Origin of the sequence: Pseudomonas ovata (assembly GCF_003131185.1) — a bacterium.
Taxonomy (GTDB): Bacteria; Pseudomonadota; Gammaproteobacteria; order Pseudomonadales; family Pseudomonadaceae; genus Aquipseudomonas; species Aquipseudomonas ovata.
Map to the genome: position 1 here is coordinate 400,147 of NZ_QFFU01000001.1, position 22,497 is coordinate 422,643.

Consider the following 22,497-nt stretch of genomic DNA (forward strand, 5'->3'; position numbering starts at 1 on the left):
ACAGCACTTGCGCCCTGCGGGTGCGCTATTGGGCTGGACAGCATTGCTGACCGTCAGCGCGCTGATACCGGGCGTGCTCGAGGCGCTGGTGATCGACATCCCGGCCTGGGTCACCCCACTGTCCTGGGGCGCCTTGCTGGCGCTTGTCGGGCTGGCACTGATCGATGCCCTGCTGGTGCTGCGCTTGCCCTCACCGCGCCTGCAGCGGCACCTGCCCGCCAGCCTGGCACTGGGCCGCTGGAGCGAGGTGCAGTTGACACTGGAGCACAAGGCTGCACGCGCCCTGCACCTGCGCGTCTTCGATCATCCACCGCCCGGGCTGTCGTTCGAGCAACTGCCGCAACGCCTGGTGCTTGAGACCGGCACCCAGGCACGCCTGAGTTATCCGCTGCGCGCCCTGCAACGCGGGCACGCTGTGTTCGAGCACTGTGAGGTGATGCTGTGCAGCCCCTTGCGCCTTTGGGAAACCCGGCGCGTTTTGGCGCTGAACGACAGTGTGCGCGTCTACCCGGACTTCGCTCGTCTGCACGACGAGCCTCTGCTGGGTATCGATCACTGGCTGAGCCGGATCGGTGTGCGCCAGCACCAGCGTCGTGGACCGGGGCTGGAATTTCATCAGTTGCGTGAGTTTCGCGAGGGCGACAGCCTGCGCCAGATCGACTGGAAGACCACGGCCCGGCTTCGCACACCGATTGCCCGGGAGTACCAGGACGAACGCGACCAGCAACTGCTGTTGATGCTCGATTGTGGCCGGCACATGCGCAGCCAGGATGATGAGCTGGCGCACTTCGACCATGCCCTCAATGCCTGCCTGCTGCTGAGCCATGTGGCCTTGCGCCAGGGCGACGCCGTGGGCCTGTCGACCTTTGCCGGCGACCAGAACCGTTACCTGCCGCCGCAAAAGGGCAATCGGCAATTGAACCGGTTGCTCGGCACGGTCTTCGATCTGCAGAGCACGCAACAACCGGCCGACTACAGCGCCGCCGCACAATACGTGATGGCCCATCAGAAACGCCGCGCCCTGGTGGTGCTGGTGACCAGCCTGCGCGACGAAGACGATGAGCAATTGTTGAGTGCGGCACGGCAGTTGAGCCTGCGCCATCGGGTGCTGGTGGCCAGCCTGCGTGAGGACGTGCTCGACCGGCTGCGCCACAGCCCGGTGCAACGCCATGAACAGGCGCTGGCCTATTGTGGCGCGGTGGATTTTATTGAGGCCCGCAATAACCTTCACGAACGCTTGGCAGCACTCGGTATCACGGCGATCGATGCACGCTCTCAAGAACTTGGCGCACGTCTGACAGGTCGCTATCTGGACATGAAGAAGGCCGGCGCACTTTAGGGTCTGTACGTAAAGTGGCTGCGCTCGGCCATGCTGCGTTAAAAAGCGACTCGCAATGCTCATTGACACGTGTCAACTGCGCTTGCTCGCCGCTTTTTGCCTTGCCTGACCTTCGCTCACCGACTTTTCGTACAGACCATAGGGTCTGGTGTGCACCGGCCTGGTGTCAGGCCTGCCTGCGGCTCAAGCCGAAGCTTCGAGCGGGTAGAAGCTGAAGTAATGCTGCAGGCTGTGCATCAGCTCAAGGTATTCGACCGGTGCTTCCTGCACATGGAACCCTGAATCGTAGCAGCCCGGTGTTTCGTCTTCATGGCACCACTGGCAGGTGGCGCTGACATCCACCACGCGAAACCCGTCATTGCCGTGAGGCACCTTGAGGCGCAGGTCGAAGCGTCCGCCCACCAGCATCGGCAGATCGCTGATCAGCATCAACCCGTCTTCGGATACATTGCCCAGGCAGCCCATGGGGCGGTCGGTGTACCGATTGAAGACCTGAAGGTAATACTGCAATTGGTGTCGCTCTATTCTTCTTTCCATAAGCCTGGCAGCCCCTTCAATGACCACGGGAAGTCGTCACGTCAACATTCTGGAACACTGCAGACGCAAACCTGCCCGCCGCACGAAAATCCCTGGATGCAGGGCTTTTCAGCCCTTTCATTCCGTTAACACTCAGACTAGCGCAATATTTGCGAACATCCACCCGACTACATTACCAATCATCCAATCGGGTGTAACTAGCGTGAAGCAGGAAAAGTCGTTGCCGGTGGCCGCGGCGGGTAGTGGCCCAGTTGCGCCAGCGTATCAAGACGCGCCCGCGCCCGGTACGCATATTCATGGCCGGGGAACTGATTGACCAGGAACATATAGGTCTGTGCCGCATCGACGAACAGCTTCTGCCGTTCCAGGCACTGGCCGCGCAGCATCGTCACTTCCGGCTGTACATAGCGGCGCGAACGGCTTTGCCGGTCGACCCTTGAAAGCAACAGCATGACCCGTTCGCAGTCGCCGCGCTCGTAGGCGACGTAGGCGTCGTCGAGGTTGGAATTCATGGCCCAACGGGTGCAACCGCTGGCAGCAGCCAGCAATACGACAAGCATCACGATACGCATGGGTCAAAATCTCCTGTACTGAGCCACCTATCGGCTGCACTGCGGATTTCTTCAGCACCAATCGTCAGCCGGTTGCCCTGTCGAACGCCCGGCAGGTAGTGCAAAGGAACAATGACTACAGGTCCAGACAGGAGTAGCCTTTCGCTGCGCTTCAATCTAGGAGTTTGTGCATGACCGTTCGCCGCACCAAAATCGTCGCCACACTGGGCCCTGCCAGTAACTCGCCAGAAGTCATCGAGCAACTGATCCTTTCGGGTCTGGACGTTGCCCGCCTCAACTTCTCCCACGGCACGCCGGACGAGCACAAGGCTCGCGCCGTGCTGATCCGTGAAATTGCCGCCAAGCATGGCCGCTTCGTTGCCCTGTTGGGCGACCTGCAAGGGCCAAAGATCCGCATCGCCAAATTCACCAACAAGCGAATAGAGCTGAAGGTCGGTGACAAGTTCACCTTCTCCACCGCTCACCCGCTGACCGATGGCAATCAGGAAATCGTGGGCATCGACTACCCCGACCTGGTCAAAGATTGCGGTGTCGGCGATGTATTGCTGCTCGACGACGGCCGCGTGGTCATGGAAGTCAACACCCAGACCGCCGATGCGCTGCACTGCACCGTCGTGGTCGGTGGCCCGCTGTCGGACCACAAGGGCATCAACCGCCGTGGCGGTGGCCTGACCGCACCGGCGCTGACCGAGAAAGACAAGCGCGACATCAAGCTGGCCGCCGAGATGGACCTGGACTACCTGGCCGTCTCCTTCCCGCGCGATGCCGCCGACATGGAATACGCCCGTCAACTGCGCGACGAGTCCGGCGGTACGGCCTGGCTGGTGGCCAAGATCGAACGCGCGGAAGCGGTGGCCAATGACGAGGTGCTCGACGCACTGATCCGGGCCAGCGACGCGGTCATGGTCGCCCGTGGTGACCTGGGCGTTGAAATCGGCGACGCCGAGCTGGTGGGCGTGCAGAAGAAAATCATTGCCCACGCCCGCACGCACAACAAGGCGGTGATCGTCGCCACGCAGATGATGGAGTCGATGATCACCAGCCCCATGCCGACCCGCGCCGAAGTGTCCGACGTGGCCAACGCCGTGCTCGACTACACCGACGCGGTGATGCTCTCGGCAGAAAGCGCCGCCGGCTCCTACCCGGTCGAAGCGGTGCAGGCCATGGCCCGTATCTGCCTGGGCGCCGAACGTCATCCGACGGGCAAGACCTCCAAGCATCGCATCGGTGAAAACTTCACCCGCTGCGACGAGAGCATTGCCCTGGCGGCCATGTACACCGCCAACCACTTTCCGGGTGTGAAGGCGATCATTGCCCTGACCGAGAGCGGCTACACGCCGCTGATCATGTCGCGCATCCGCTCCTCGATGCCGATCTACGCCTTCTCCCCGCACCGCGGGACGCAGGCGCGGGCGGCCATGTTCCGGGGTGTCTATACCGTGCCGTTCGACCCAGCTGCCCTGCCACCAGGCCAGGTCAGCCAGGCGGCGGTGGACGAGCTGCTCAAGCGCGGACTGGTCGAGCAAGGCGACTGGGTGATCCTGACCAAGGGCGACAGCTACCACACCATCGGTGGCACCAACGGCATGAAGATCCTGCACGTGGGCGACCCATTGGTGTAATGCGAAGGCAGTAACGAAAAAAGCCCTGGCGTGAAGACGCCGGGGCTTTTTCATATGAGGGCCTGAAGCGCGCTCGAAGGCCACCACAGCCCGTGCATCCAGAACGGTCTTCATATCGTCGAACCATCATAACCCTGATGAGCCATGATCAACGCTGCGCCCTCCGGACCGGGTGGCGCCTGCAATCAGATTCGCTCGTGGCCTTCTCCCTCTCGGCATTGCCGATGGCCACCAGTTTACCGATCACTGCAGGCCGGCATGCGATCGGCCTGATCGTTCACGGCGGCAACACCATCAGTGTCGCCAGCACTATCCTGTTGCTCGGTCATACCCGACATCCTGACGGGCCTGGCCACAAGGGAGAAGAACGTGTCATCCATGACGTTTTTTGCAGCTGCCGGGACAGTGTGCAAGGACGGTCCACACGCGTCTACTGACAGATTTGACAGTGCACGCCGGGCGGTTACCGATCCAATAACATGCGCCCAATAAAAAAGCCCGGCCTTTGCGGGCCGGGCCTTGAGGCTATCGAAGCGCTTACTGCACCTCGACCGCCAGGCTGTCGCTGATCTTCTTCTGCCAGATCGCGGGACCTGTGATGTGCACCGACTCACCGTTGCTGTCCACCGCCACGGTGACCGGCATGTCCTTGACCTCGAACTCGTAGATCGCTTCCATGCCCAGCTCGGCGAAGGCCACGACTTTCGACTTGCGGATCGCCTGTGCCACCAGGTACGCAGCACCGCCGACGGCCATCAGGTACACGGCCTTGTGGTCCTTGATCGCCTCGATGGCGGTCGGGCCGCGCTCGGACTTGCCGATCATGCCCAGCAGGCCGGTCTGATCGAGGATCTGGCGGGTGAACTTGTCCATGCGCGTCGCGGTGGTCGGGCCGGCCGGGCCCACCACTTCTTCGCGCACCGGATCGACCGGGCCGACGTAATAGATGAAGCGGCCCTTGAGGTCCACCGGCAGGGTTTCACCCTTGTTGAGCATCTCGACCATGCGCTTGTGCGCGGCGTCGCGACCGGTGAGCATCTTGCCGTTGAGCAGGACGGTTTCGCCCGGCTTCCAGCTTTGCACTTCTTCAGGCGTCAGGGTGTCGAGGTCGACACGGCGGGCCGAAGGACCGGCTTCCCAGACGATTTCCGGGTAGGCGTCCAGCGATGGCGCCTCAAGCTCGGCAGGGCCGGAACCGTCGAGCACGAAGTGCGCGTGACGGGTGGCGGCGCAGTTGGGGATCATGCACACCGGCAGGGACGCGGCGTGGGTCGGGTAATCCATGATCTTGACGTCGAGCACGGTGGTCAGGCCGCCCAGGCCCTGGGCGCCGATGCCCAGCTGGTTGACCTTGTCGAACAGTTCCAGGCGGATCTCTTCGATGCGGTTCTGCGGGCCACGGGCCTTGAGCTCGTGGATGTCGATGGACTCCATCAACACTTCCTTGGCCATGACCGCTGCCTTTTCGGCGGTGCCGCCGATGCCGATGCCGAGCATGCCCGGTGGGCACCAGCCGGCACCCATGGTCGGCACGGTTTTCAGGACCCAGTCGACGATCGAGTCGGACGGGTTGAGCATCGCCATCTTCGACTTGTTTTCCGAGCCGCCGCCCTTGGCCGCGACGTCCACTTCGACGGTGTTACCCGGCACGATGGAGTAGTGGATCACCGCCGGGGTGTTGTCCTTGGTGTTCTTGCGGGCACCGGCCGGGTCGGCCAGGATCGAGGCACGCAGGACGTTTTCCGGCAGGTTGTAGGCGCGGCGCACGCCTTCGTTGATCATGTCGTCCAGGCTCAGGGTCGCGCCATCCCAGCGCACGTCCATGCCGACGCGTACGAACACGGTGACGATGCCGGTGTCCTGGCAGATCGGCCGGTGGCCGGTGGCGCACATGCGCGAGTTGATCAGGATCTGGGCGATGGAATCGCGGGCAGCCGGCGACTCCTCGCGCAGATAGGCTTCGTGCATCGCCTGGATGAAATCCACGGGATGGTAGTAGGAAATGAATTGCAGGGCGTCGGCAACGCTCTGAATCAGGTCGTCTTGCTTGATCACGGTCATGCGGCGCGCTCCTCTATCTGGACGGGAACATTGATGACGCTATCGGCACACCTCTGGCACAGGCTGAGGTGTCAGAGTAGCCGTAGCGGGCGCAAAAAGGCGCGGCAGTATAACCTGCCCGCAAGGCCTACCTGTACAATCGCGGTTATTTTCTACGGATGGCAGCCAATGCCCCAGGTGTATGTCGGTGACCGGCAGTGGTCAGTGGCGTCGGCCAGCAATCTGCTCGATGCCTTGAACCAGGCCGGCGTAGCCGTTCCCTACAGTTGCCGGGCCGGCAGTTGCCACGCCTGCCTGGTGCGCTGCGTGCAGGGCGAGCCACTCGATGCCTTGCCCCTGGCACTGACCGCCGGCCAGCGCCAGCAAGGCTGGCGCCTGGCCTGTCAGTGCCGGGTGGTCGACGATGTGCGGGTCGAAGTGTTCGACCCGGTGCGCGACGGTTTGCCCGCGCACGTTGCAGGGCACGACTGGCTGGGGCCGCACGTACTGCGCCTGCGCGTCGAGCCGCAGCGCCCGCTGCGTTACCGCGCCGGCCAGCATCAGGTGCTGTGGACCGCCTGCGGCATTGCCCGCCCCTACTCGCTGGCCAGCCTGCCCGGCGAAGACCGCTTTCTTGAGTACCACCTTGATTGCCGCCAGCCAGGCGCGTTCTGCGATGTGGCGCGCCAGTGGCAGGTGGGCGATGCGCTGCGCCTGGGTGAGTTGAGCGGCGGCGCCTTGCACTATGATCCGGACTGGCAGGAGCGGCCCTTGCTGCTGCTGGCGGCCGGCACCGGCCTGGGGCCGCTGTGGGGCGTGCTGCGCGACGCCTTGCAGCAGGAGCATCAGGGACCGATACGCCTGCTGCATCTGGCGTCTGAACCTGCCGGACACTACCTGGCCAATGAACTGGCAGCGCTGGTGGCGCAGCACCCGTCGCTGACCGTGCGCCAGGTTACGCCGGACGAGCTGCCTGCCGCTCTGGATGAGCTACGCCTGGTGTCGCGCCGGGCGATGGCGCTGGTGTGCGGCAGCCCGGCGAGCGTCGAGACGTTTGCCAAGCGCCTGTACCTGAGTGGCCTGCCGCGCAGCCAGTTGCTGGCGGATACGTTCTTGACCCGCTAGCCTCTTCGCCCCCGATCCAGCAGGTTGACCACCAGCCGGTCCAGCCAGCCCCATACCCGTTGCTTGATCCGGCGCCAGAGCGGCCGGGCTTTCCAGTCTTCCAGGGTCACCGGGCTGCTGCGGGCAAAGTCGGTGTCGAAGCTGGCCACGACCTGGGCCGTCAGCGCAGGGTCGATGGCCTCCAGGTTCGCCTCCAGATTGAAATGCAGGTTCCAGTGATCGAAGTTACACGAGCCGATGCTGGTCCAGTCGTCGATCAACACCATTTTCAGGTGCAGAAAACATGGTTGGTATTCGAAGATCTTGACCCCGGCGCGCAGCAGGCGTGGGTAGTAGCGATGCCCGGCATAGCGCACCGAAGGGTGATCGGTGCGGGGGCCGGTGAGCAACAGGCGCACATCCACCCCGTTCATTGCCGCCTTGCGCAATGAACGGCGTACCCGCCAGGTGGGCAGGAAATACGGCGTCGCCAGCCAGATCCGCCGCTGCCCGCTGTTCAGGGCCCGCACCAGCGACTGCAGAATGTCGCGGTGCTGACGCGAGTCGGCATACGCCACCCGCCCCAGCCCCTGGCCCGAGACCGGCACCTTGGGCAAATGGGTCAGGCCGAAGTTTTCCTGGGGGCGCCAGGCCGTGGGTTTGTCATTGGCATGGAACTGCCGGTCGAACAGCGCCTGCCAGTCGATCACCAGCGGGCCGGTGATTTCCACCATCACCTCATGCCACTGGCTGACCGGCTTGCCAGGCTCCCAGAACTCATCGGTCACCCCGGTGCCGCCGACCACCGCCAGGCGCTTGTCAACCAATAGCAGCTTGCGATGATCGCGGTACAGGTTACGCAGGCCGCGGCGCAGGCCGACCGGGTTATACAAGCGCAGGATCACGCCGGCATCGGCCAGCCGCTGGCGCAGCCGCGAGCCGAAGGCCTGGGCGCCGTAGCCATCGAACAGACACCGCACGATCACCCCGCGCCGCGCAGCCGCGACCAGCGCGTCGACCACCGCGTCCGCGCAACTGCCGGCCTCGACCAGGTACAGCTCCAGGTCGACCTGTTGCTGCGCCTGGTCGATGGCCGCCAGCATGCGCGGGAAAAAGCTCGGTCCGTCGATCAACAGTTCGAACCGGTTGTCTTTGCGCCACGGAAAGATCGCTCCGGCCATGGCTCAGTTCGCCGCGAAGATCAGGACGGCACCGACCGGCACCGCCAGGTTGAGCGCCGCCAGGGCGCCGTGCTTGCGCAGGGTTTCAAAACCTTGCGCCAGGCCGAAGTCGTCGGCCTGCACCACCAGCGGTTCCAGGGTCACCACCTGAAAACGCCGCGGGTCGAGCCGGGTCACCAGCAAGTCGGCCTTGTAGGTGTGCTGCCTGCCACGCAACGTCACGGTAACGGGCAGGCGCATTTCCATCTGTGCGCCGGGCGCCAGGGCCAGCAGTGGCGCCAGGGTCAGTCGGGCCTGGAGGCGCGCGCCGGGCGTACGCTTGATGTCGAACAGGTGCTCGCGCAGTTGTTCGTCGCGCCGGGCAATACCGGTGCTGACCGAGTCCAGCTCGACGTCCACCTGCGCCTGGCCCTGGTCATCGACCTTGCCCTTGAGCACCACGAAGCGATGCACCTCGGCGCGCCCGGCGTTGCTGGAGGTGGTGAACGACAACCGCGAAGAATCGTTATCCAGTGACCAGCCAGCCTGAGCCGGCAGCGCCAGGGTGGCGACTATCACCGGCAGCAGACGAAGGAAATTGAGCATGCACACTCCGAGCACAAGGGACGACAACCGTCGGGCTGTCAGACCGCTGGCAAACAGCGTGGTTCGCCGCCTGCAATCAGGGTGTCGACAATAACCGACACCCCTGGTGCTCGCCCAGCCACATCGCCCGGTTACTGCGCCCCATGCCGCTGGCGGTAACGGTGCGGGTGGCCGCATCATCGCTCAGCGTGCCCGGTACGTACTGCTTGACGTAGCCACGGCAGTACTCGGCGGGGTTGCGCGTGACATAGCGGCACGAGCAATACTCCTTGGCGGTGTAGGCACTGATGATGTCGGGAAAGGCCTGCAAGGCAACGCGCTGTTGCCACAGCCAGACGATCAGGGCCGCCATGGCCAGCAGCAGCAAGGTCATCCACGGGTGACGCCGGACAAACCCGCCAGGCGCGCTCATGGCCGGGCCTGCGCAGCGAAAGCGGCCAGCGTCAGTTGCAGCAGGCGGTCATGGCTGAAGCCGCCGTCGCGATCGTCCCCGTAACGCACGATCACCAGCCCTGCGCTGGGAATCACATACACGCCCTGCCCCCAGTGCCCGAGGCCGGCGAAGGTGTCGGCCGGCGCCTGCGGCCAGGGACCGGGTGCGCCGGTGACCGTGCGATTGAGCCACCAGTGACCGCCAATGACCTCGTTGCCGGCATCGGCATTGCGCCCGGCAAAGGGCGTGAGCAAAAAGTCGACCCACGCGCGCGGCACCAGCTGCCTGTCTTGCCAGCGCCCAGAACGCTGCATCAACAGGCCGACACGGGCCAGGTCGCGCGCACTCATGTACAGGTACGACGAACCGACGAACGTGCCGCTGGCGTCGGTTTCCCAGACGGCGCTGTCGATGCCCAGCGGCTCGAACAGGGCCGTCCAGGGATAGTCAGCATAAGCCTGGGCGCCGACCATGGTTTTCAGCGCCGCCGCCAACACCGTGCTGTCGCCGCTGGAATAGCGCCAGGCCGTACCGGGCGCCCAGGCCGTGCCATGATCGGCAGCAAACCGCGCCATGTCCTGGCGCCCACGGGTATAAAGCATGGCCACCACCGAGGAATTGAGCGGGGCGTATTCGTAGCTTTCCTGCCAGTCGAGCCCGGAGGCCCAGTGCAACAGGTCTTCAAGCCTGACCTGCGGATGGGCCTTGAACGGCGGGTAGAACTGCGCCACCGGGTCCTGCAGGTCGAAGCGTCCTTCGCCGAAGGCCACCCCCAGCAGCGTGGCCAGCACGCTCTTGCTCACCGACCAGGTCAGGTGCGGCGTATTGGCCGTGGTCACGCCGGCATAGCGCTCGTAGACGAGTTGTCCGTCGCGCACCACCAGCAAGGCATCGGTGCGCACGCCTTCGCGGGTGGCCTCGTCACGAGGCGCAAAGGCATAGCCTTCGAGCGCCTGCAAGGCCGTGCTTGAGGTGGCCGGCGCCGCATGCCATTGCGACTGCGGCCAGTATTCAGCCTGGCTGGCGGTCGCACTCAGGCTCATCAACAAAAAGAGGGCCAGACGCTGAATCATCGAAGGTCTACCGGCATGACAGTGCAAAGACCCTAACAACGGTTGATGACAGAACGAGGGGCTGGTGTAGGAGCGCGCTCTGCCGGAATGCCGGACCACCGCGACCGAGTGCGCAACGCTCGCAAAATTGTATAGACGCTGAAAATTTACGACTGCTACGCAGCCGGTCGCGGGCAGAGCGCGCTCCTACAAAGGTGAATTTAATCGCCAGTAAAATCAGTAAGTTATTTTTATTTTGATCAGAACCAGCTGGCTGTCGGCGACACATCCACTGCAAGCGGGTCGGTTTTACCAGTCTGTTCACAAACAACCCGAGAACAGTCAAGCACCCGCAAACCCCTCGTAACACAACCATCACCAAAGCTTCACGGGCATGACACGGCGCCTCCCTAGCCTGCATCTACAGCAAAGCGCTTGGACACATTCAGTCGAACAGCCCTTGCAGGGCTGGCTCCCGGAGAGTTCGCATGACCCAGATCGCTCGCATTCGTGACACCCGCCCCGAACGTCGTCTCCAGGCCGAACGCCTGACCGGGCAGCGTGCCCTTCAGGAAGCCCAGGCCCTGCGCTTCAGTGTCTTCAGCCAGGAATTCAATGCCCGTCTGAAGGGCGCCGAACTGGGCCTGGACATCGACGACTACGACGTTCACTGCATGCACATCGGCGTACGCGACCTCAGCACCGGGCGCCTGGTAGCGACCACCCGCCTGCTCGACCATAAAGCCGCCGACACCCTGGGGCGCTTCTACAGCGAAGAAGAATTCAGCCTCCACGGCCTCAGCCACTTGCAGGGCCCGATCCTGGAGCTGGGCCGCACCTGCGTCGACCCGGCCTACCGCAACGGCGGCACCATTGCCGTGCTCTGGAGCGAGCTGGCCGAAGTGCTCAATGAGGGCCGCTACAGCTACCTGATGGGCTGCGCCAGCATTCCGATGCAGGACGGTGGCATCCAGGCCCACGCCATCATGCAGCGCCTGCGCGAACGCTACCTGTGCAATGAACACCTGCGCGCCGAACCCAAGACTCCACTGCCCAGCCTCGACGTGCCGAACAATGTGATCTGCGAAATGCCGCCGCTGCTCAAGGCCTACATGCGCCTGGGCGCCAAGATTTGTGGCGAACCGTGCTGGGACCCGGAATTCCAGGTGGCCGACGTGTTCATCCTGCTCAAGCGCGATGACTTGTGCCCGCGCTACGCCAAGCACTTCAAGGCCGCCGTGTGATGATCCGGGTGCGTCGCCTGGCGCGTGTGACCCGGGTGCTGCTGGTGGTGCTGGCCGGGTTGCTGATGGCCAGCGCGGTGGCGGCCCTGGAGCGGCTCAAACTGGGCGGTTCGATGGCCATGCGCCAACGTTGCAGCCGCTGGTTCATGGCGCGCCTGAGCAATGCCCTGCCGTTTCGCATCACGGTTATCGGCGAACGACCAGACCGACCGATGCTATGGGTGTGCAACCACGTGTCGTGGACCGACATTCCGTTGCTGGGCCGGCTGATGCCGCTGTCATTCCTGTCCAAGGCCGAGGTGCGCACCTGGCCGATCGCCGGCTGGCTGGCGCACAAGGCAGGCACGCTGTTCATCCGTCGGGGTGCCGGCGACAGCCGCCTGGTGCAGCGCCAGATGACCCAGCACCTGCAACAAGGCAGACCGCTGCTGATCTTTCCGGAAGGCACCACCACCGACGGACGCAGCCTGCGCACCTTTCATGGCCGCCTGCTGGGCAGCGCCATCGAGGCCGGTGTCGACCTGCAACCGGTGGCTATCCAGTACCTGCGCAACGGCCAACCCGATACCCTCGCGCCATTCATTGGCGATGACGACCTGCTCTCGCATATCCGCAGGTTACTGAGCCACGAACAGGGTGAGGTGCATGTCCACCTGCTCAAACCCATTGCCAGCGCAGGCCAGGATCGTGCCGTGCTGGCCTTGCAGGCCCGGCAGGCGGTTCAACTGGCGTTATTCGGCGCCGAGCCGGTCGAGGCGCCGGTGATGACGCCCGTCTCGCCGTCATCGGCCAGGGCCGCCTGAGCGAACGCCCGCAACAGCGGGTAGAACGCCTCGAAGTCGGCACTCAAGGGCTCGTAGAGGCCAGGCAATTGCTGCATGGCCTCGAACAACCCGGCCGGGCGACTCAGGCGCCGGGCGATGCCCTGTAGCGCCATTTCTACCACGGCGTAATCCCGGTACGAGCCCAGCCAGTCCTGCGCCGCCATGCGCGGTGCAATCAGCGCCAGGCGCTCCGGCAGGTCGGGCTCGGCGGCCAGCACACGGTACACCTGATCAGTAAAGACCGGCAGCGGCATGGCGGCATGCCGAGGCCAGTCACGGGCCAGGCAATGATCGAAAAACACATCCAGCACGATGCCGGCATAACGCCGCTGCCCGGGGGCGAAGCGTTGCAAGGCGTGGCGGACCACAGGATGCTGGTCGGTAAACACGTCGATACGCCGATGCAGGCGGATCGAGGCTTCAAGTTCCGGGGCAAAGCGCCCGGCCAGCGGCCCTTTGATAAAATCGCCATACAGGCTGCCGAGCAATTGGGCGGGCCGCTGGCCGCCAAGATGAAGGTGCGCGAGATAGTTCATGCCACAAGCCTACGCTGGATGACCGGGAAACGGCCACTGCATCGTTATAACGCGATATACCGATTTTTTCAGCGCTCAATCTTTTAGGTATTTGTATATCGCTTTACCACGATATAAAGTTCGCCGTATCGCGATATACCGCTACACCCCCCATTGAGAACGGCATGCCTATCGACCTCGACGAAATCATGAAAGCCCTGGCCCACCCGGTTCGCCGTGAAATCCTGGTCTGGCTCAAGGACCCGCACGCGTGCTTTCCAGGGCAGGAACACTCGCTGGAGCATGGCGTTTGCGCCGGCCAGATCGATCAGCGGGCCGGGCTTTCTCAATCGACGGTGTCCGCCCACCTTGCCACCTTGCAACGCGCGGGCCTGATCACCTGCAAGAAAGTCGGCCAATGGCATTTCTTCAAACGCCATGAAGAAACCCTGCAGGCCTTCGTTCAAGCGCTGGTGACCGAACTCGACACCCCGCGCTGACCTGCGTACCGCTGACCGCCGCGGCGCTGCCGGTGACCCTGATCACTTTCCACCAGACTGCCAAGCCGAACCTGGCGCCTGCCACTCAACCCTGAGGGAATGCTCATGACAACGCTGTTTGACCCGATTACCGTGGGTAACCTGCACTTGCCCAACCGCATCATCATGGCGCCGCTGACCCGCTGCCGCGCCGACGAAGGCCGGATCCCCAATGCCATGATGGCCGAGTACTACGTACAGCGTGCTTCGGCCGGGCTGATCATCAGCGAAGCCACCTCGGTGACGCCAATGGGCGTGGGTTATCCCGATACACCCGGCATCTGGTCCGCCGATCAGGTGCGCGGCTGGAGCAATATCACCAAGGCCGTGCATGGCGCCGGTGGACGTATCGTGTTGCAGCTCTGGCATGTGGGGCGTATCTCGCACCCCGCTTACCTGAACGGTGAAGCACCGGTCGCACCGAGTGCCGTCAAGCCCGCAGGACATGTCAGCCTGATGCGCCCGAAGGCAGACTTCCCGACACCGCGCGCGCTGGAGCTGGCCGAAATCGACGATGTCGTCGAGGCTTTTCGTGTCGGCGCAGAGAATGCCAAGGCGGCCGGGTTCGACGGGGTGGAAATCCATGCCGCCAATGGCTACCTGCTTGATCAGTTCCTGCAAAGCAGCACCAACCGGCGCACCGATGCCTATGGCGGTTCGCTGGAAAACCGCGCGCGCCTGTTGCTGGAGGTGACCGATGCGGTCAGCGAGATCTGGGGCGCCGGCCGGGTCGGCGTGCACCTGTCGCCACGTGCCGATTTATATGACATGGGCGACGACAATCTGGCCGCGACCTTCGGCTACGTGGCCACAGCCCTGGGCCAGCGCAACATTGCGTTTATCTGCGCCCGCGAGCACGAGGCCGCAGACAGCATTGGCCCGCAACTCAAGCAGGCTTTTGGCGGCGTGTACATCGCCAACGAGGCGTTCACCAAAGACAGCGCCAATGCCTGGCTGCAGAGCGGCAAAGCCGATGCCGTGGCGTTCGGCGTGCCGTTCATTGCCAACCCGGACCTGCCCGAGCGCCTGGCCCAGGATGCGCCGCTGAATGACGCTGATGCCAAAACCTTCTACAGCAACGGCCCGGTGGGCTATATCGATTACCCGCGGCTTTGATTGATGCGACAAGACCCTGGCACGCCAGGGTCTTGTCCGCCAGGGAATGACTTACGCAGGCGCGACCTTGCCCAGTTCGTTGCCTTCGGCATCGATCAACGTGCCATCGGCCAGCAGCCAGTTGCCATTGGGGTACTGCACCGCCCCATCGGCCATCTTCCAGGTGCCGTCCTTGTATTCGAAACTGCCATCGGCATGCTCGATCGTGCCGTCGGTGTGCACGATCCGGCCATCGACATGCTGCACGGTGCCGTCCGGGTAAGTCGCTGTCTCGCCCTGAGCATCCAGCACCGTGCCATTGGGCAGGACCGCTTCGCCGTTGGCGTTGAACACGCTGTGCAATTGCGGGATAAGACTCAAGACGCCAACCACCGTATTGACCGTCGTGGTGACCCTTTCAAACGTCGATACCGGGGTCGGGACTTCAGGTGCGCTGTCGCGACTCAAAGTCTTGAGCGGCTGTCCGCTGGCCGAGCGCTTGACCGGCGGTCTCTTGGGCTGATTGGCAGGCGACTTGCCTGACCCAACCTTGGTGACGGGTGGGTTCACGCCACCCTTGTCGACCGGCGGCTTTATCCCTCCCTTGTCGACGGGCGGTTTGATTGCGCCGCCTTTATTGACCGGCGGCTTTTTCGATCCGCCCTTGTCGACCGGAGGCTTGAAAGATCCCCCTTTGTTCACAGGCGGCTTGATGGCCGGCGCAGCGGACGCCAGGCGCATATCCGCGCTTTTATCGTGCTCGACAGCCGTATCGTCAATGTACTCGACGTCTTGCCAGGCTTCGGCCAGGGCACCGGGATTGTCCTGAATTCCCTTGATTCCATTCATGGTAAAGCTCCATTGGGTTTGACAATGGGCTTACTGTATGACAACCCCGCCGCAACAATTCCCTACATATGTATTGCAGGGAATTTTATCCTGACCAGATACCCGCGCCGTCACGGCCTGGTATTGACGCGCTGCGAAAGGCTTTGCAGCTGGCTGCTCAAGGCGTTGATATTGCGCGTGACCTGAGCCCGAAAGGCATCGTACTCGGCATTGCTCGGGCCACCCGAAGCGGCTGGAGCGGCGGCGGCAACACGGCTGTCCTGCTCGCTCCTGATCACCAGCAGCTCCTGCTCCAGGCGCTCGATGGCGGCGGCCGGGTTGTCTTGTTTCTTGAGGCTGGCAACGTCGGCGCCCAGGCTCTTGATCTGTGCTTCGAGCTTGCCCTGATCGCCCTGTGCCCCTTTGATCTGCTCCGGCAGGGCCTCCTTGAGGGTGGTCAGTTCAGTGACCAGCCCCTTGAGTTGTTCCTGCACCTGCGCCAGTTCTTCCTGCTGGCGCGTGGCCTGCGTGCCGATCAGCTCCAGACGCTTGTCCAGGCTGCCTTGCTGCCCCTGGGCATTTTCACGTGCGGCGTTCTGCTCCTGCAATTGTGCATCAAGCTGGCCGAGGCGCTGCTTGAGGGCCTCACTGTCGCGGCTCAGGGTTTCGGGCGTGACCATCTTGCCGGAGAGATCCTGCAACCGGCCTGCCGCTTCTTCACTGATGCGCGCGAAGCTTTCCTGGGTCGCTACCAGTTGCTGTTCCATCAGCGAGATCTGCTGGAAGCTCCACCAGCCCAATCCGCAGAAGGCGATGATCAACGCACCGATCAGTGCCCACAGGGGGCCGGTGCTCGGGCCCTTGACCTTGACCACCGGTGTTGTGCGCGAATACACCGTGGTGCGCTCGCGTGCACCACGGGTTTGCACGAAGTCGTCATCGTCGCCATCCCGGGCGCTGAGGCTGGGGATATCATCGATGTCGTCGTGGGGATCTTTACGCATAAGCAACCCTTTCAGGAACGGTTAGAAGCAGGCCGGGCAGTATAAACGCTCCAGCCTGGCGAACAGGGCTCATCGTGCAGCGTGCCGATCAATGCCCGGCCCGGCTTGCCACCAGGCACAGAACTCGTCCAGCGCCGCCCACAGGCTGACCTGGGGTTCGTAACCCAGATAATGCCGGGCACGGCTGATATCCAGGGTGAAATCCTTATGCATGATCCGGGTGTCCAGGCGCGACAGCGCAGGCTCCGGTCGCCCGGGCCAGAGCAGGCAGGCACCTTCGTTGAGCGCGGCCAGCATGCAGGTCGGGCCATAACCGCGGTAACGGGTGACCTGGGCCAGTTGCAGGCGACGCATGACGTAGTTGATGGCGTCCCACAAGGGTACCGGCTGGCCGTTACTGATGTTGTAGGCCTTGCCCAGGGCGGCCGACCCGGCCAGCAGGCTGCTCAACAGCGCCTGATTGAGGTTGGCCATGCTGGTGAAATCCACCTTGTTGAGCCCGTTGCCTACAATCGCCAGGCGCTTGCTGCGTTGCAGGCGCAACAGCCGCGGGAAGAAGCGATGATCGCCGGCACCCGTCACCAGCCGCGGCCGCAAGGCGATGACCTGCAGACCGAACTCCTGTGCCCCGAAGACCTTTTGCTCGGCCAGCCGTTTGCTGGCGGCATAGGCATTGCCCGGGTGCTTGAGCACCTGGTCTTCCTTGAGCCCAAGGTGCGAGCGACCATCGAAATAGATCGACGGCGACGACAGATGCACCAGCCGCCGGACTTTCTGTTTCAGGCAGGCTTCGACCACGTTCTCGGTCAGTTGCACGTTGGCCTGGACCAGTTCCTGACGCCGCCCCCAGGTGCTGACTGAACCGGCGCAATGCACGACGGCATCGACCTCGCGACACATGACCCGCACCTGTTCGGCATCGCCCAGGTCGCCAGGAACGAACTCGGCGCCCTGTAGAATCAGGTGTTGCAGAGCCTCTTCACGCCGGGCATTGATCCTGACGCTCAGGCCTTGCTCCAGAGCGTGCTGCGCAAAGCGCCCGCCGATGAAGCCGCTTGCACCTGTGACCAGAATCTTCATTCACCGCTCCCTAAGCGACACACACATTAATCCGTGGGCAATGACGCGCCATCAGGCTTGCACGGCACCAGCCATTGACCGGACTGCCGGGCCAGGTGCGCCGTCAGCAAGGTCAGGAGTTGCCCGCCATTGCGCCAATGATGCCAGTACAATGGCACTTCGATGCAACGCCCCGGAAACAGATCGCGCAACGTGCCGCTGCGCAACTGCTCGCGCACCTGCAGATCGGGCACCATGCCCCAACCCAGGCCGGCTTCGAGCATGCGCACGAAGCCTTCGGACGAGGGGCACAGATGATGCGCGAAACCGCCATGCAGGCCAAGCGCTGCCAGGTAACGATGCTGCAGCGTATCGTCCGGACCGAACACCAGTGCCGGCGCCTGGGCCAGCCCGGCGGGGTCGGGGCCGGCGGCAAAATGTCGCCCGATGAATGCAGGACTGGCCACGGCCAGATAGCGCATCGCCCCGATCGGCAGGCTGCGCGCACCGGCCACCGGGCGCTCGCTGGCGCACAGGCAGGCCGCCACCTCACCGGCACGCATGCGCTTGAGGCCGACGTCCTGGTCTTCGACCACCAGCTCCAGCAACAAGCGGTGGCGAATGCAGAAATCACCCACCGCTGTCGCCCACCAGGTCGCCAGGCTGTCGGCATTGAGGGCGATGCGCAAGCGCTCGGGCAGGCTTTCTTCGTCCAGGCTCGGCACCTGGCCTTGCAGGTCGCGCTCCAGCAACCGCACCTGCTGGACATGGTTGAGCAGCCGCCGACCGATTTCGGTCGGCCCCGGCGGTGTGGCGCGCACCAGCACCGGCTGACCCACTCGTGCCTCCAGCAACTTGATGCGCTGCGACACCGCCGATTGCGACAACCCCAGCACTTGCGCGGCACGCTCGAACCCGGCCTGCTCGACCACGGCCGCCAAGGCCGCCAAGAGCTTGTAATCGAACATCAGTTTTCCTAATGAGTGATGAACAGGATTGATTTTTCTTATACATGCCTTCCACGCAGAATCGCCAGCCTGACTTCTTGTACCTGGATGACTTCTCATGTGGCAAAGCTATCTCAACGGCCTGCTGGTCGCCCTCGGACTGATCATGGCCATCGGTGCGCAAAACGCCTTTGTCCTTGCCCAGGGGCTGCGCCGCGAACACCACATCCCGGTGGCGCTTTTATGCATTGTCTGCGACGCCCTGCTGGTGGCCGTCGGCGTATTCGGCCTGGCCAGCCTGCTGGTGCAGAACCCGACCCTGCTGGCGGTCGCACGCTGGGGCGGTGTGGTGTTTCTGAGCTGGTACGGCCTGCAGGCCCTGCGCCGGGCCTGCGCCCGCCAGAGCCTGACCAATGACGCACAACAGGGCGTCAAATCGTTGCGCACCGTGTTGCTCAGTGCCCTGGCGGTCACCTTGCTCAACCCGCATGTGTACCTCGACACCGTCTTGCTGATCGGTTCACTGGGGGCCCAGCAAAGTGTGCCGGGCGCTTATGTCGTGGGGGCCGCCAGCGGGTCGTTCCTGTGGTTCTCGGCCCTGGCGATCGGCGCGGCCTGGCTGGCGCCGTGGCTGGCACGCCCGGCGACCTGGCGGCTGCTGGACCTGATGGTGGCGGTGATGATGTTCAGCGTCGCGATCCAGTTGATCCGCAGCGCTTGAGTGCCGCTTATACCTTTATTGACGAAAATCCTTGAACCCCTATTCCACACAGTTGTTGCGTGGTTATGCTCAAGGGCCGGTGCTATGATCCGGGGTCTGCGTCGCAAAAGAGTAGAAACTCCCGGCGCATGTTGTTGCAGACGGCCGCACCGTGAGCGGCCCCGCGATATTCGCACTCGTCCTGAAAGGAGATAGACCATGGCTTTTGAATTGCCGCCACTGCCTTACGCAAAAGACGCGCTGTTGCCGCACATTTCCGCGGAAACACTGGAATATCACCACGACAAGCACCACAACACCTACGTCGTGAACCTGAACAACCTGGTGCCTGGCACCGAGTTCGAAGGCAAGACCCTGGAAGAGATCATCAAGTCCTCTTCGGGCGGCATCTTCAACAACGCCGCCCAGGTCTGGAACCACACGTTCTACTGGGAATGCCTGTCGCCAAACGGCGGCGGCGAGCCTACTGGTGCACTGGCTGACGCCATCACCGCTTCCTTTGGCTCCTTCGAGAAATTCAAGGAAGAGTTCAGCAAGGTCACCATCGGCACGTTCGGTTCCGGCTGGGGCTGGCTGGTCAAGAAGGCTGACGGCTCCCTGGCCCTGGCCAGCACCATCGGCGCCGGCAACCCGCTGACCAGCGGCGAAACCCCGCTGCTGACCTGCGATGTCTGGGAACACGCCTACTACATCGACTACCGCAACCTGCGTCCCAAGTACGTCGAGGCGTTCTGGAACCTGGTGAACTGGGACTTCGTGGCCAAGCAATACGCGGCCTGATTCCCTGTTGCATACAAAAAACCCGGCTTGTCCGGGTTTTTTGTTGCCTGCGCAACTGCGTTCCGGGTGTGCGAACCCACCAGAGCCGTTCCAGCCGCAAGGCACGCAAGCCTGGGTGCACGGTTCCCGACCAAAGTCGTTCGTGCAGCCAGAAAGCGATGGCGGAGCAATATCACTTTTTTGTATCTTTCTACTTTTCGCTCAAGTTCTTGGCCTATTCGTCCGACATTATGGACGCCCCTCCCTGCGCAAGGAGGCAATCGCAGCGTCATCCGGCCCCCTGCCCGCTTGCCGGTGTTGCGCATCGTTCACCCGTGGTTGATCAGCAGGCTCCCGGAACCGATTAAAGGAATGAGCATTTGAAGCTGGAATTCAAACACAGCCTGTCGGTGAAGCTACTGCGTGTCGTGCTGCTGGCAGCGCTGGTCGTCGGCGTCGTGCTCAGTTGCGCGCAAATCGTCTTCGATGCCTACAAGACCCGCCAGACCCTGGCGTATGACGCCGAACGCATCCTCGACATGTTCCGCGACCCTTCGACCCAGGCGGTGTACAGCCTGGATCGCGAAATGGGCATGCAGGTCATCGAGGGTCTGTTCCAGGACAGCTCGGTGCGCCAGGCGTCGATCGGCCATCCCAATGAAACCCTGCTGGCCGAAAAGGAACGCCCCCTCACCCAGTCCTCCAGCCGCTGGCTGACCGACCTCATCCTTGGCCAGGAGCGCAGCTTTACCACCCAATTGATGGGTCGCAGTCCCTACAGCGAGTACTACGGCGACCTGCGCATCACCCTCGACACCGCCAACTACGGCGAAAGCTTTCTGATCAGTGCGCTGATCATCTTCGTTTCCGGCACCTTGCGTGCGCTGGTCCTAGCGCTGGTGCTGTACCTGATTTATCACTGGATGCTCACCAAGCCCCTGTCGAAGATCATCGAGCACCTGACCGATATCAATCCTGACCGCCCCAGCGAACACCAGCTGCCACTGCTCAGGGGTCACGAAAAGAACGAGCTGGGCCTGTGGATCAATACCGCCAACCAGTTGCTGGCCTCTATCGAACGCAATACCTACTTGCGCCACGAAGCCGAGAACAGCCTGCAACGCATGGCCCAGTACGACTTTCTCACCGGCCTGCCCAATCGCCTACAACTGCAGCTGCAACTGGACCAGATCCTTGAGGCCGCCGGACGTCAACAACGCCGGGTGGCGGTGCTGTGCGTAGGGCTGGACGACTTCAAGGGCATCAACGAACAGTTCAGCTACCAGGCCGGCGACCAATTACTGTTGGCCCTGGCCGACCGCCTGCGCACCCACAGCGGACGGCTCGGGGCGCTGGCACGCCTGGGCGGCGACCAGTTTGCGCTGGTACAGGCCGACATCGAACAACCCTACGAAGCGGCGGAACTGGCCCAGAACATTCTCGACGGCCTGGAAGCACCCTTTGCCCTGGAGCAGCAGGAAATCCGCCTGCGCGCGACCATCGGCATCACCCTGTTTCCGGAGGATGGCGACAGCACCGAGAAGCTGCTGCAAAAGGCCGAGCAGACCATGACCCTGGCCAAGACCCGCTCACGCAATCGCTATCAGTTCTATATCGCCAGCGTCGACAGTGAAATACGTCGGCGCCGCGAACTGGAAAAAGACCTGCGCGAAGCCCTGCCCCGCAACCAGCTGTACCTGGTCTACCAGCCGCAGGTCAGCTACAAGGACCACAGCATCATGGGTGTCGAGGCCCTGATCCGCTGGCAACATCCCGAACATGGCCTGGTGCCGCCGGATGTGTTCATTCCGCTGGCCGAACAGAACGGCACCATCATCGCCATCGGCGAGTGGGTGCTCGACCAGGCCTGTCGCCAGTTGCGCGAATGGCATGACCAGGGCTTCGTCGAACTGCGCATGGCGGTGAACCTGTCGACCGTGCAACTGCACCACAGCGAGCTGCCGCGGGTGGTCAACAACCTCTTGCAGATCTATCGCCTGCCGCCGCGCAGCCTGGAGCTGGAAGTAACCGAAACCGGCCTGATGGAAGACATCAGCACCGCCGCCCAGCACCTGCTAAGCCTGCGCCGCTCCGGCGCGCTGATTGCCATCGACGACTTCGGCACCGGCTATTCGTCCTTGAGTTACCTCAAGAGCCTGCCGCTGGACAAGATCAAGATCGACAAAAGCTTCGTCCAGGACCTGATCGATGACGATGACGACGCCACCATCGTGCGCGCCATCATCCAACTGGGCAAAAGCCTGGGCATGCAGGTCATCGCCGAAGGCGTGGAAACGGTCGAACAGGAGGCCTATATCATTTCCGAAGGCTGTCACGAGGGCCAGGGCTATCTGTACAGCAAACCCTTGCCGGCACGCGAGTTGCTAACCTACCTCAAGCAGGCCCGGCGCAGCAGCACAGCCACGTTGTAGAGCCGCTGCCGAACGGCCTGCAGCATCGGGCTGGCTGGATTCGTGCCCCCTCGACCGCGTCCCTG

At 63.2% G+C, this 22,497-nt stretch carries 22 protein-coding genes; 10 read left to right on the forward strand and 12 right to left on the reverse strand.

Annotated elements, in window-relative coordinates:
* Window positions 1–7 precede the first annotated feature (7 nt).
* The gene (locus tag DGA31_RS01775) at window positions 8–1,339 is read left to right on the forward strand and encodes a DUF58 domain-containing protein (RefSeq protein WP_109511505.1); all 1,332 of its coding nucleotides are present in this window, start codon (window positions 8–10) and stop codon (window positions 1,337–1,339) included.
* Between the two features lie 183 nt (window positions 1,340–1,522).
* Here DGA31_RS01775 and DGA31_RS01780 read toward each other — a convergent pair whose 3' ends face one another.
* Window positions 1,523–1,876 (reverse strand): PilZ domain-containing protein, encoded by a 354-nt coding sequence (locus tag DGA31_RS01780; RefSeq protein WP_109511342.1) that lies wholly within the window; start codon window positions 1,874–1,876, stop codon window positions 1,523–1,525.
* A 197-nt stretch (window positions 1,877–2,073) separates the two neighbouring features.
* Window positions 2,074–2,448, reverse strand: a complete 375-nt coding sequence (locus DGA31_RS01785; protein WP_109511343.1) for a tetratricopeptide repeat protein — start codon at window positions 2,446–2,448, stop codon at window positions 2,074–2,076.
* 170 nt (window positions 2,449–2,618) lie between these two features.
* Here DGA31_RS01785 and pyk point away from each other — a divergent pair, with 170 nt between their 5' ends.
* Window positions 2,619–4,070: a pyruvate kinase gene (gene pyk / locus DGA31_RS01790; protein WP_056834344.1), complete on the forward strand. Its 1,452-nt coding sequence runs from the start codon at window positions 2,619–2,621 to the stop codon at window positions 4,068–4,070.
* 537 nt (window positions 4,071–4,607) lie between these two features.
* On the opposite strand, the gene DGA31_RS01795 is transcribed toward pyk, so the two are convergent.
* On the reverse strand, window positions 4,608–6,131 hold the full coding sequence (locus DGA31_RS01795) for a fumarate hydratase (protein WP_056834342.1): 1,524 nt from the start codon (window positions 6,129–6,131) through the stop codon (window positions 4,608–4,610).
* 168 nt (window positions 6,132–6,299) lie between these two features.
* Between DGA31_RS01795 and DGA31_RS01800 the strand changes: the two genes are divergently transcribed.
* Window positions 6,300–7,235, forward strand: a complete 936-nt coding sequence (locus DGA31_RS01800; protein ID WP_109511344.1) for an iron-sulfur-binding ferredoxin reductase — start codon at window positions 6,300–6,302, stop codon at window positions 7,233–7,235.
* Here the strand turns inward: DGA31_RS01800 and DGA31_RS01805 are convergent.
* The 4 genes from DGA31_RS01805 to DGA31_RS01820 form a co-directional block, all read right to left on the reverse strand.
* On the reverse strand, window positions 7,232–8,395 hold the full coding sequence (locus DGA31_RS01805; protein WP_109511345.1) for a phospholipase D-like domain-containing protein: 1,164 nt from the start codon (window positions 8,393–8,395) through the stop codon (window positions 7,232–7,234). The genes DGA31_RS01800 and DGA31_RS01805 overlap by 4 nt on opposite strands.
* Before the next feature lie 3 nt (window positions 8,396–8,398).
* Window positions 8,399–8,980, reverse strand: coding sequence for a YceI family protein (locus DGA31_RS01810; RefSeq protein ID WP_109511346.1), 582 nt, complete (start codon window positions 8,978–8,980; stop codon window positions 8,399–8,401).
* A gap of 76 nt (window positions 8,981–9,056) precedes the next feature.
* Entirely contained in the window at window positions 9,057–9,392 is a 336-nt protein-coding gene (locus DGA31_RS01815; RefSeq protein WP_109511347.1) for an amidase, read from the reverse strand.
* On the reverse strand, window positions 9,389–10,486 hold the full coding sequence (locus tag DGA31_RS01820) for a serine hydrolase domain-containing protein (protein WP_109511348.1): 1,098 nt from the start codon (window positions 10,484–10,486) through the stop codon (window positions 9,389–9,391). Before DGA31_RS01820 ends, DGA31_RS01815 begins: the two co-directional genes overlap by 4 nt.
* Window positions 10,487–10,953: 467 nt before the next feature.
* Here DGA31_RS01820 and olsB point away from each other — a divergent pair, with 467 nt between their 5' ends.
* Together olsB and DGA31_RS01830 are read left to right on the forward strand one after the other, a co-directional pair.
* Window positions 10,954–11,709: an L-ornithine N(alpha)-acyltransferase gene (olsB, locus tag DGA31_RS01825; protein WP_056834330.1), complete on the forward strand. Its 756-nt coding sequence runs from the start codon at window positions 10,954–10,956 to the stop codon at window positions 11,707–11,709.
* Window positions 11,709–12,512: a lysophospholipid acyltransferase family protein gene (locus tag DGA31_RS01830; protein ID WP_109511349.1), complete on the forward strand. Its 804-nt coding sequence runs from the start codon at window positions 11,709–11,711 to the stop codon at window positions 12,510–12,512. The genes olsB and DGA31_RS01830 overlap by 1 nt, the downstream gene beginning before the upstream one ends.
* On the opposite strand, the gene DGA31_RS01835 is transcribed toward DGA31_RS01830, so the two are convergent.
* Window positions 12,431–13,069, reverse strand: a complete 639-nt coding sequence (locus DGA31_RS01835) for an acyl carrier protein phosphodiesterase (protein ID WP_109511350.1) — start codon at window positions 13,067–13,069, stop codon at window positions 12,431–12,433. The two genes, DGA31_RS01830 and DGA31_RS01835, sit on opposite strands and share 82 nt — an antisense overlap.
* A 164-nt stretch (window positions 13,070–13,233) precedes the next feature.
* On the opposite strand from DGA31_RS01835, the gene DGA31_RS01840 reads away from it, so the two are divergent.
* Both DGA31_RS01840 and DGA31_RS01845 read left to right on the forward strand, forming a co-directional pair.
* A complete protein-coding gene (locus DGA31_RS01840) occupies window positions 13,234–13,548 on the forward strand; it encodes an ArsR/SmtB family transcription factor (protein ID WP_109511351.1) in 315 nt (104 codons plus the stop codon).
* Window positions 13,549–13,653: 105 nt separating this feature from the next.
* A complete protein-coding gene (locus tag DGA31_RS01845; protein WP_109511352.1) occupies window positions 13,654–14,703 on the forward strand; it encodes an alkene reductase in 1,050 nt (349 codons plus the stop codon).
* Window positions 14,704–14,754: 51 nt separating this feature from the next.
* On the opposite strand, the gene DGA31_RS01850 is transcribed toward DGA31_RS01845, so the two are convergent.
* From DGA31_RS01850 to DGA31_RS01865, 4 genes are all read right to left on the reverse strand, one after another.
* Entirely contained in the window at window positions 14,755–15,531 is a 777-nt protein-coding gene (locus tag DGA31_RS01850; protein ID WP_109511353.1) for a hypothetical protein, read from the reverse strand.
* A 110-nt stretch (window positions 15,532–15,641) separates the two neighbouring features.
* Entirely contained in the window at window positions 15,642–16,514 is an 873-nt protein-coding gene (locus tag DGA31_RS01855; protein ID WP_056834319.1) for a hypothetical protein, read from the reverse strand.
* A gap of 69 nt (window positions 16,515–16,583) precedes the next feature.
* Window positions 16,584–17,594 carry an NAD-dependent epimerase/dehydratase family protein gene (locus tag DGA31_RS01860; protein WP_109511354.1) on the reverse strand — a complete coding sequence of 337 codons (1,011 nt, stop codon included), beginning with the start codon at window positions 17,592–17,594 and terminating at the stop codon, window positions 16,584–16,586.
* A gap of 26 nt (window positions 17,595–17,620) precedes the next feature.
* Window positions 17,621–18,541: a LysR family transcriptional regulator ArgP gene (locus tag DGA31_RS01865; RefSeq protein ID WP_056834314.1), complete on the reverse strand. Its 921-nt coding sequence runs from the start codon at window positions 18,539–18,541 to the stop codon at window positions 17,621–17,623.
* Between the two features lie 97 nt (window positions 18,542–18,638).
* On the opposite strand from DGA31_RS01865, the gene DGA31_RS01870 reads away from it, so the two are divergent.
* The 3 genes from DGA31_RS01870 (at window position 18,639) to DGA31_RS01880 (ending at window position 22,432) form a co-directional block, all read left to right on the forward strand.
* Complete coding sequence (locus tag DGA31_RS01870; RefSeq protein WP_056834312.1) at window positions 18,639–19,241, forward strand: LysE/ArgO family amino acid transporter; 603 nt, start codon at window positions 18,639–18,641, stop codon at window positions 19,239–19,241.
* 198 nt (window positions 19,242–19,439) lie between these two features.
* Window positions 19,440–20,021, forward strand: coding sequence for a superoxide dismutase (locus DGA31_RS01875; protein ID WP_056834310.1), 582 nt, complete (start codon window positions 19,440–19,442; stop codon window positions 20,019–20,021).
* 359 nt (window positions 20,022–20,380) lie between these two features.
* On the forward strand, window positions 20,381–22,432 hold the full coding sequence (locus DGA31_RS01880) for a putative bifunctional diguanylate cyclase/phosphodiesterase (protein WP_109511355.1): 2,052 nt from the start codon (window positions 20,381–20,383) through the stop codon (window positions 22,430–22,432).
* Window positions 22,433–22,497: the final 65 nt, after the last annotated feature.

Coding starts and splice junctions, on each gene's coding strand:
- pyk (WP_056834344.1), top strand. CDS start 2,619: ATGACCGTTCGCCGCACCAAAATCGTCGCCACACTGGGCCCTGCCAGT.
- DGA31_RS01855 (WP_056834319.1), bottom strand. CDS start 16,514: ATGCGTAAAGATCCCCACGACGACATCGATGATATCCCCAGCCTCAGC.
- DGA31_RS01820 (WP_109511348.1), bottom strand. CDS start 10,486: ATGATTCAGCGTCTGGCCCTCTTTTTGTTGATGAGCCTGAGTGCGACC.
- DGA31_RS01865 (WP_056834314.1), bottom strand. CDS start 18,541: ATGTTCGATTACAAGCTCTTGGCGGCCTTGGCGGCCGTGGTCGAGCAG.
- DGA31_RS01810 (WP_109511346.1), bottom strand. CDS start 8,980: ATGCTCAATTTCCTTCGTCTGCTGCCGGTGATAGTCGCCACCCTGGCG.
- DGA31_RS01850 (WP_109511353.1), bottom strand. CDS start 15,531: ATGAATGGAATCAAGGGAATTCAGGACAATCCCGGTGCCCTGGCCGAA.
- DGA31_RS01795 (WP_056834342.1), bottom strand. CDS start 6,131: ATGACCGTGATCAAGCAAGACGACCTGATTCAGAGCGTTGCCGACGCC.
- DGA31_RS01860 (WP_109511354.1), bottom strand. CDS start 17,594: ATGAAGATTCTGGTCACAGGTGCAAGCGGCTTCATCGGCGGGCGCTTT.
- DGA31_RS01780 (WP_109511342.1), bottom strand. CDS start 1,876: ATGGAAAGAAGAATAGAGCGACACCAATTGCAGTATTACCTTCAGGTC.
- DGA31_RS01870 (WP_056834312.1), top strand. CDS start 18,639: ATGTGGCAAAGCTATCTCAACGGCCTGCTGGTCGCCCTCGGACTGATC.
- DGA31_RS01785 (WP_109511343.1), bottom strand. CDS start 2,448: ATGCGTATCGTGATGCTTGTCGTATTGCTGGCTGCTGCCAGCGGTTGC.
- DGA31_RS01815 (WP_109511347.1), bottom strand. CDS start 9,392: ATGAGCGCGCCTGGCGGGTTTGTCCGGCGTCACCCGTGGATGACCTTG.
- DGA31_RS01835 (WP_109511350.1), bottom strand. CDS start 13,069: ATGAACTATCTCGCGCACCTTCATCTTGGCGGCCAGCGGCCCGCCCAA.
- DGA31_RS01830 (WP_109511349.1), top strand. CDS start 11,709: ATGATCCGGGTGCGTCGCCTGGCGCGTGTGACCCGGGTGCTGCTGGTG.
- olsB (WP_056834330.1), top strand. CDS start 10,954: ATGACCCAGATCGCTCGCATTCGTGACACCCGCCCCGAACGTCGTCTC.
- DGA31_RS01800 (WP_109511344.1), top strand. CDS start 6,300: ATGCCCCAGGTGTATGTCGGTGACCGGCAGTGGTCAGTGGCGTCGGCC.
- DGA31_RS01840 (WP_109511351.1), top strand. CDS start 13,234: ATGCCTATCGACCTCGACGAAATCATGAAAGCCCTGGCCCACCCGGTT.
- DGA31_RS01875 (WP_056834310.1), top strand. CDS start 19,440: ATGGCTTTTGAATTGCCGCCACTGCCTTACGCAAAAGACGCGCTGTTG.
- DGA31_RS01805 (WP_109511345.1), bottom strand. CDS start 8,395: ATGGCCGGAGCGATCTTTCCGTGGCGCAAAGACAACCGGTTCGAACTG.
- DGA31_RS01845 (WP_109511352.1), top strand. CDS start 13,654: ATGACAACGCTGTTTGACCCGATTACCGTGGGTAACCTGCACTTGCCC.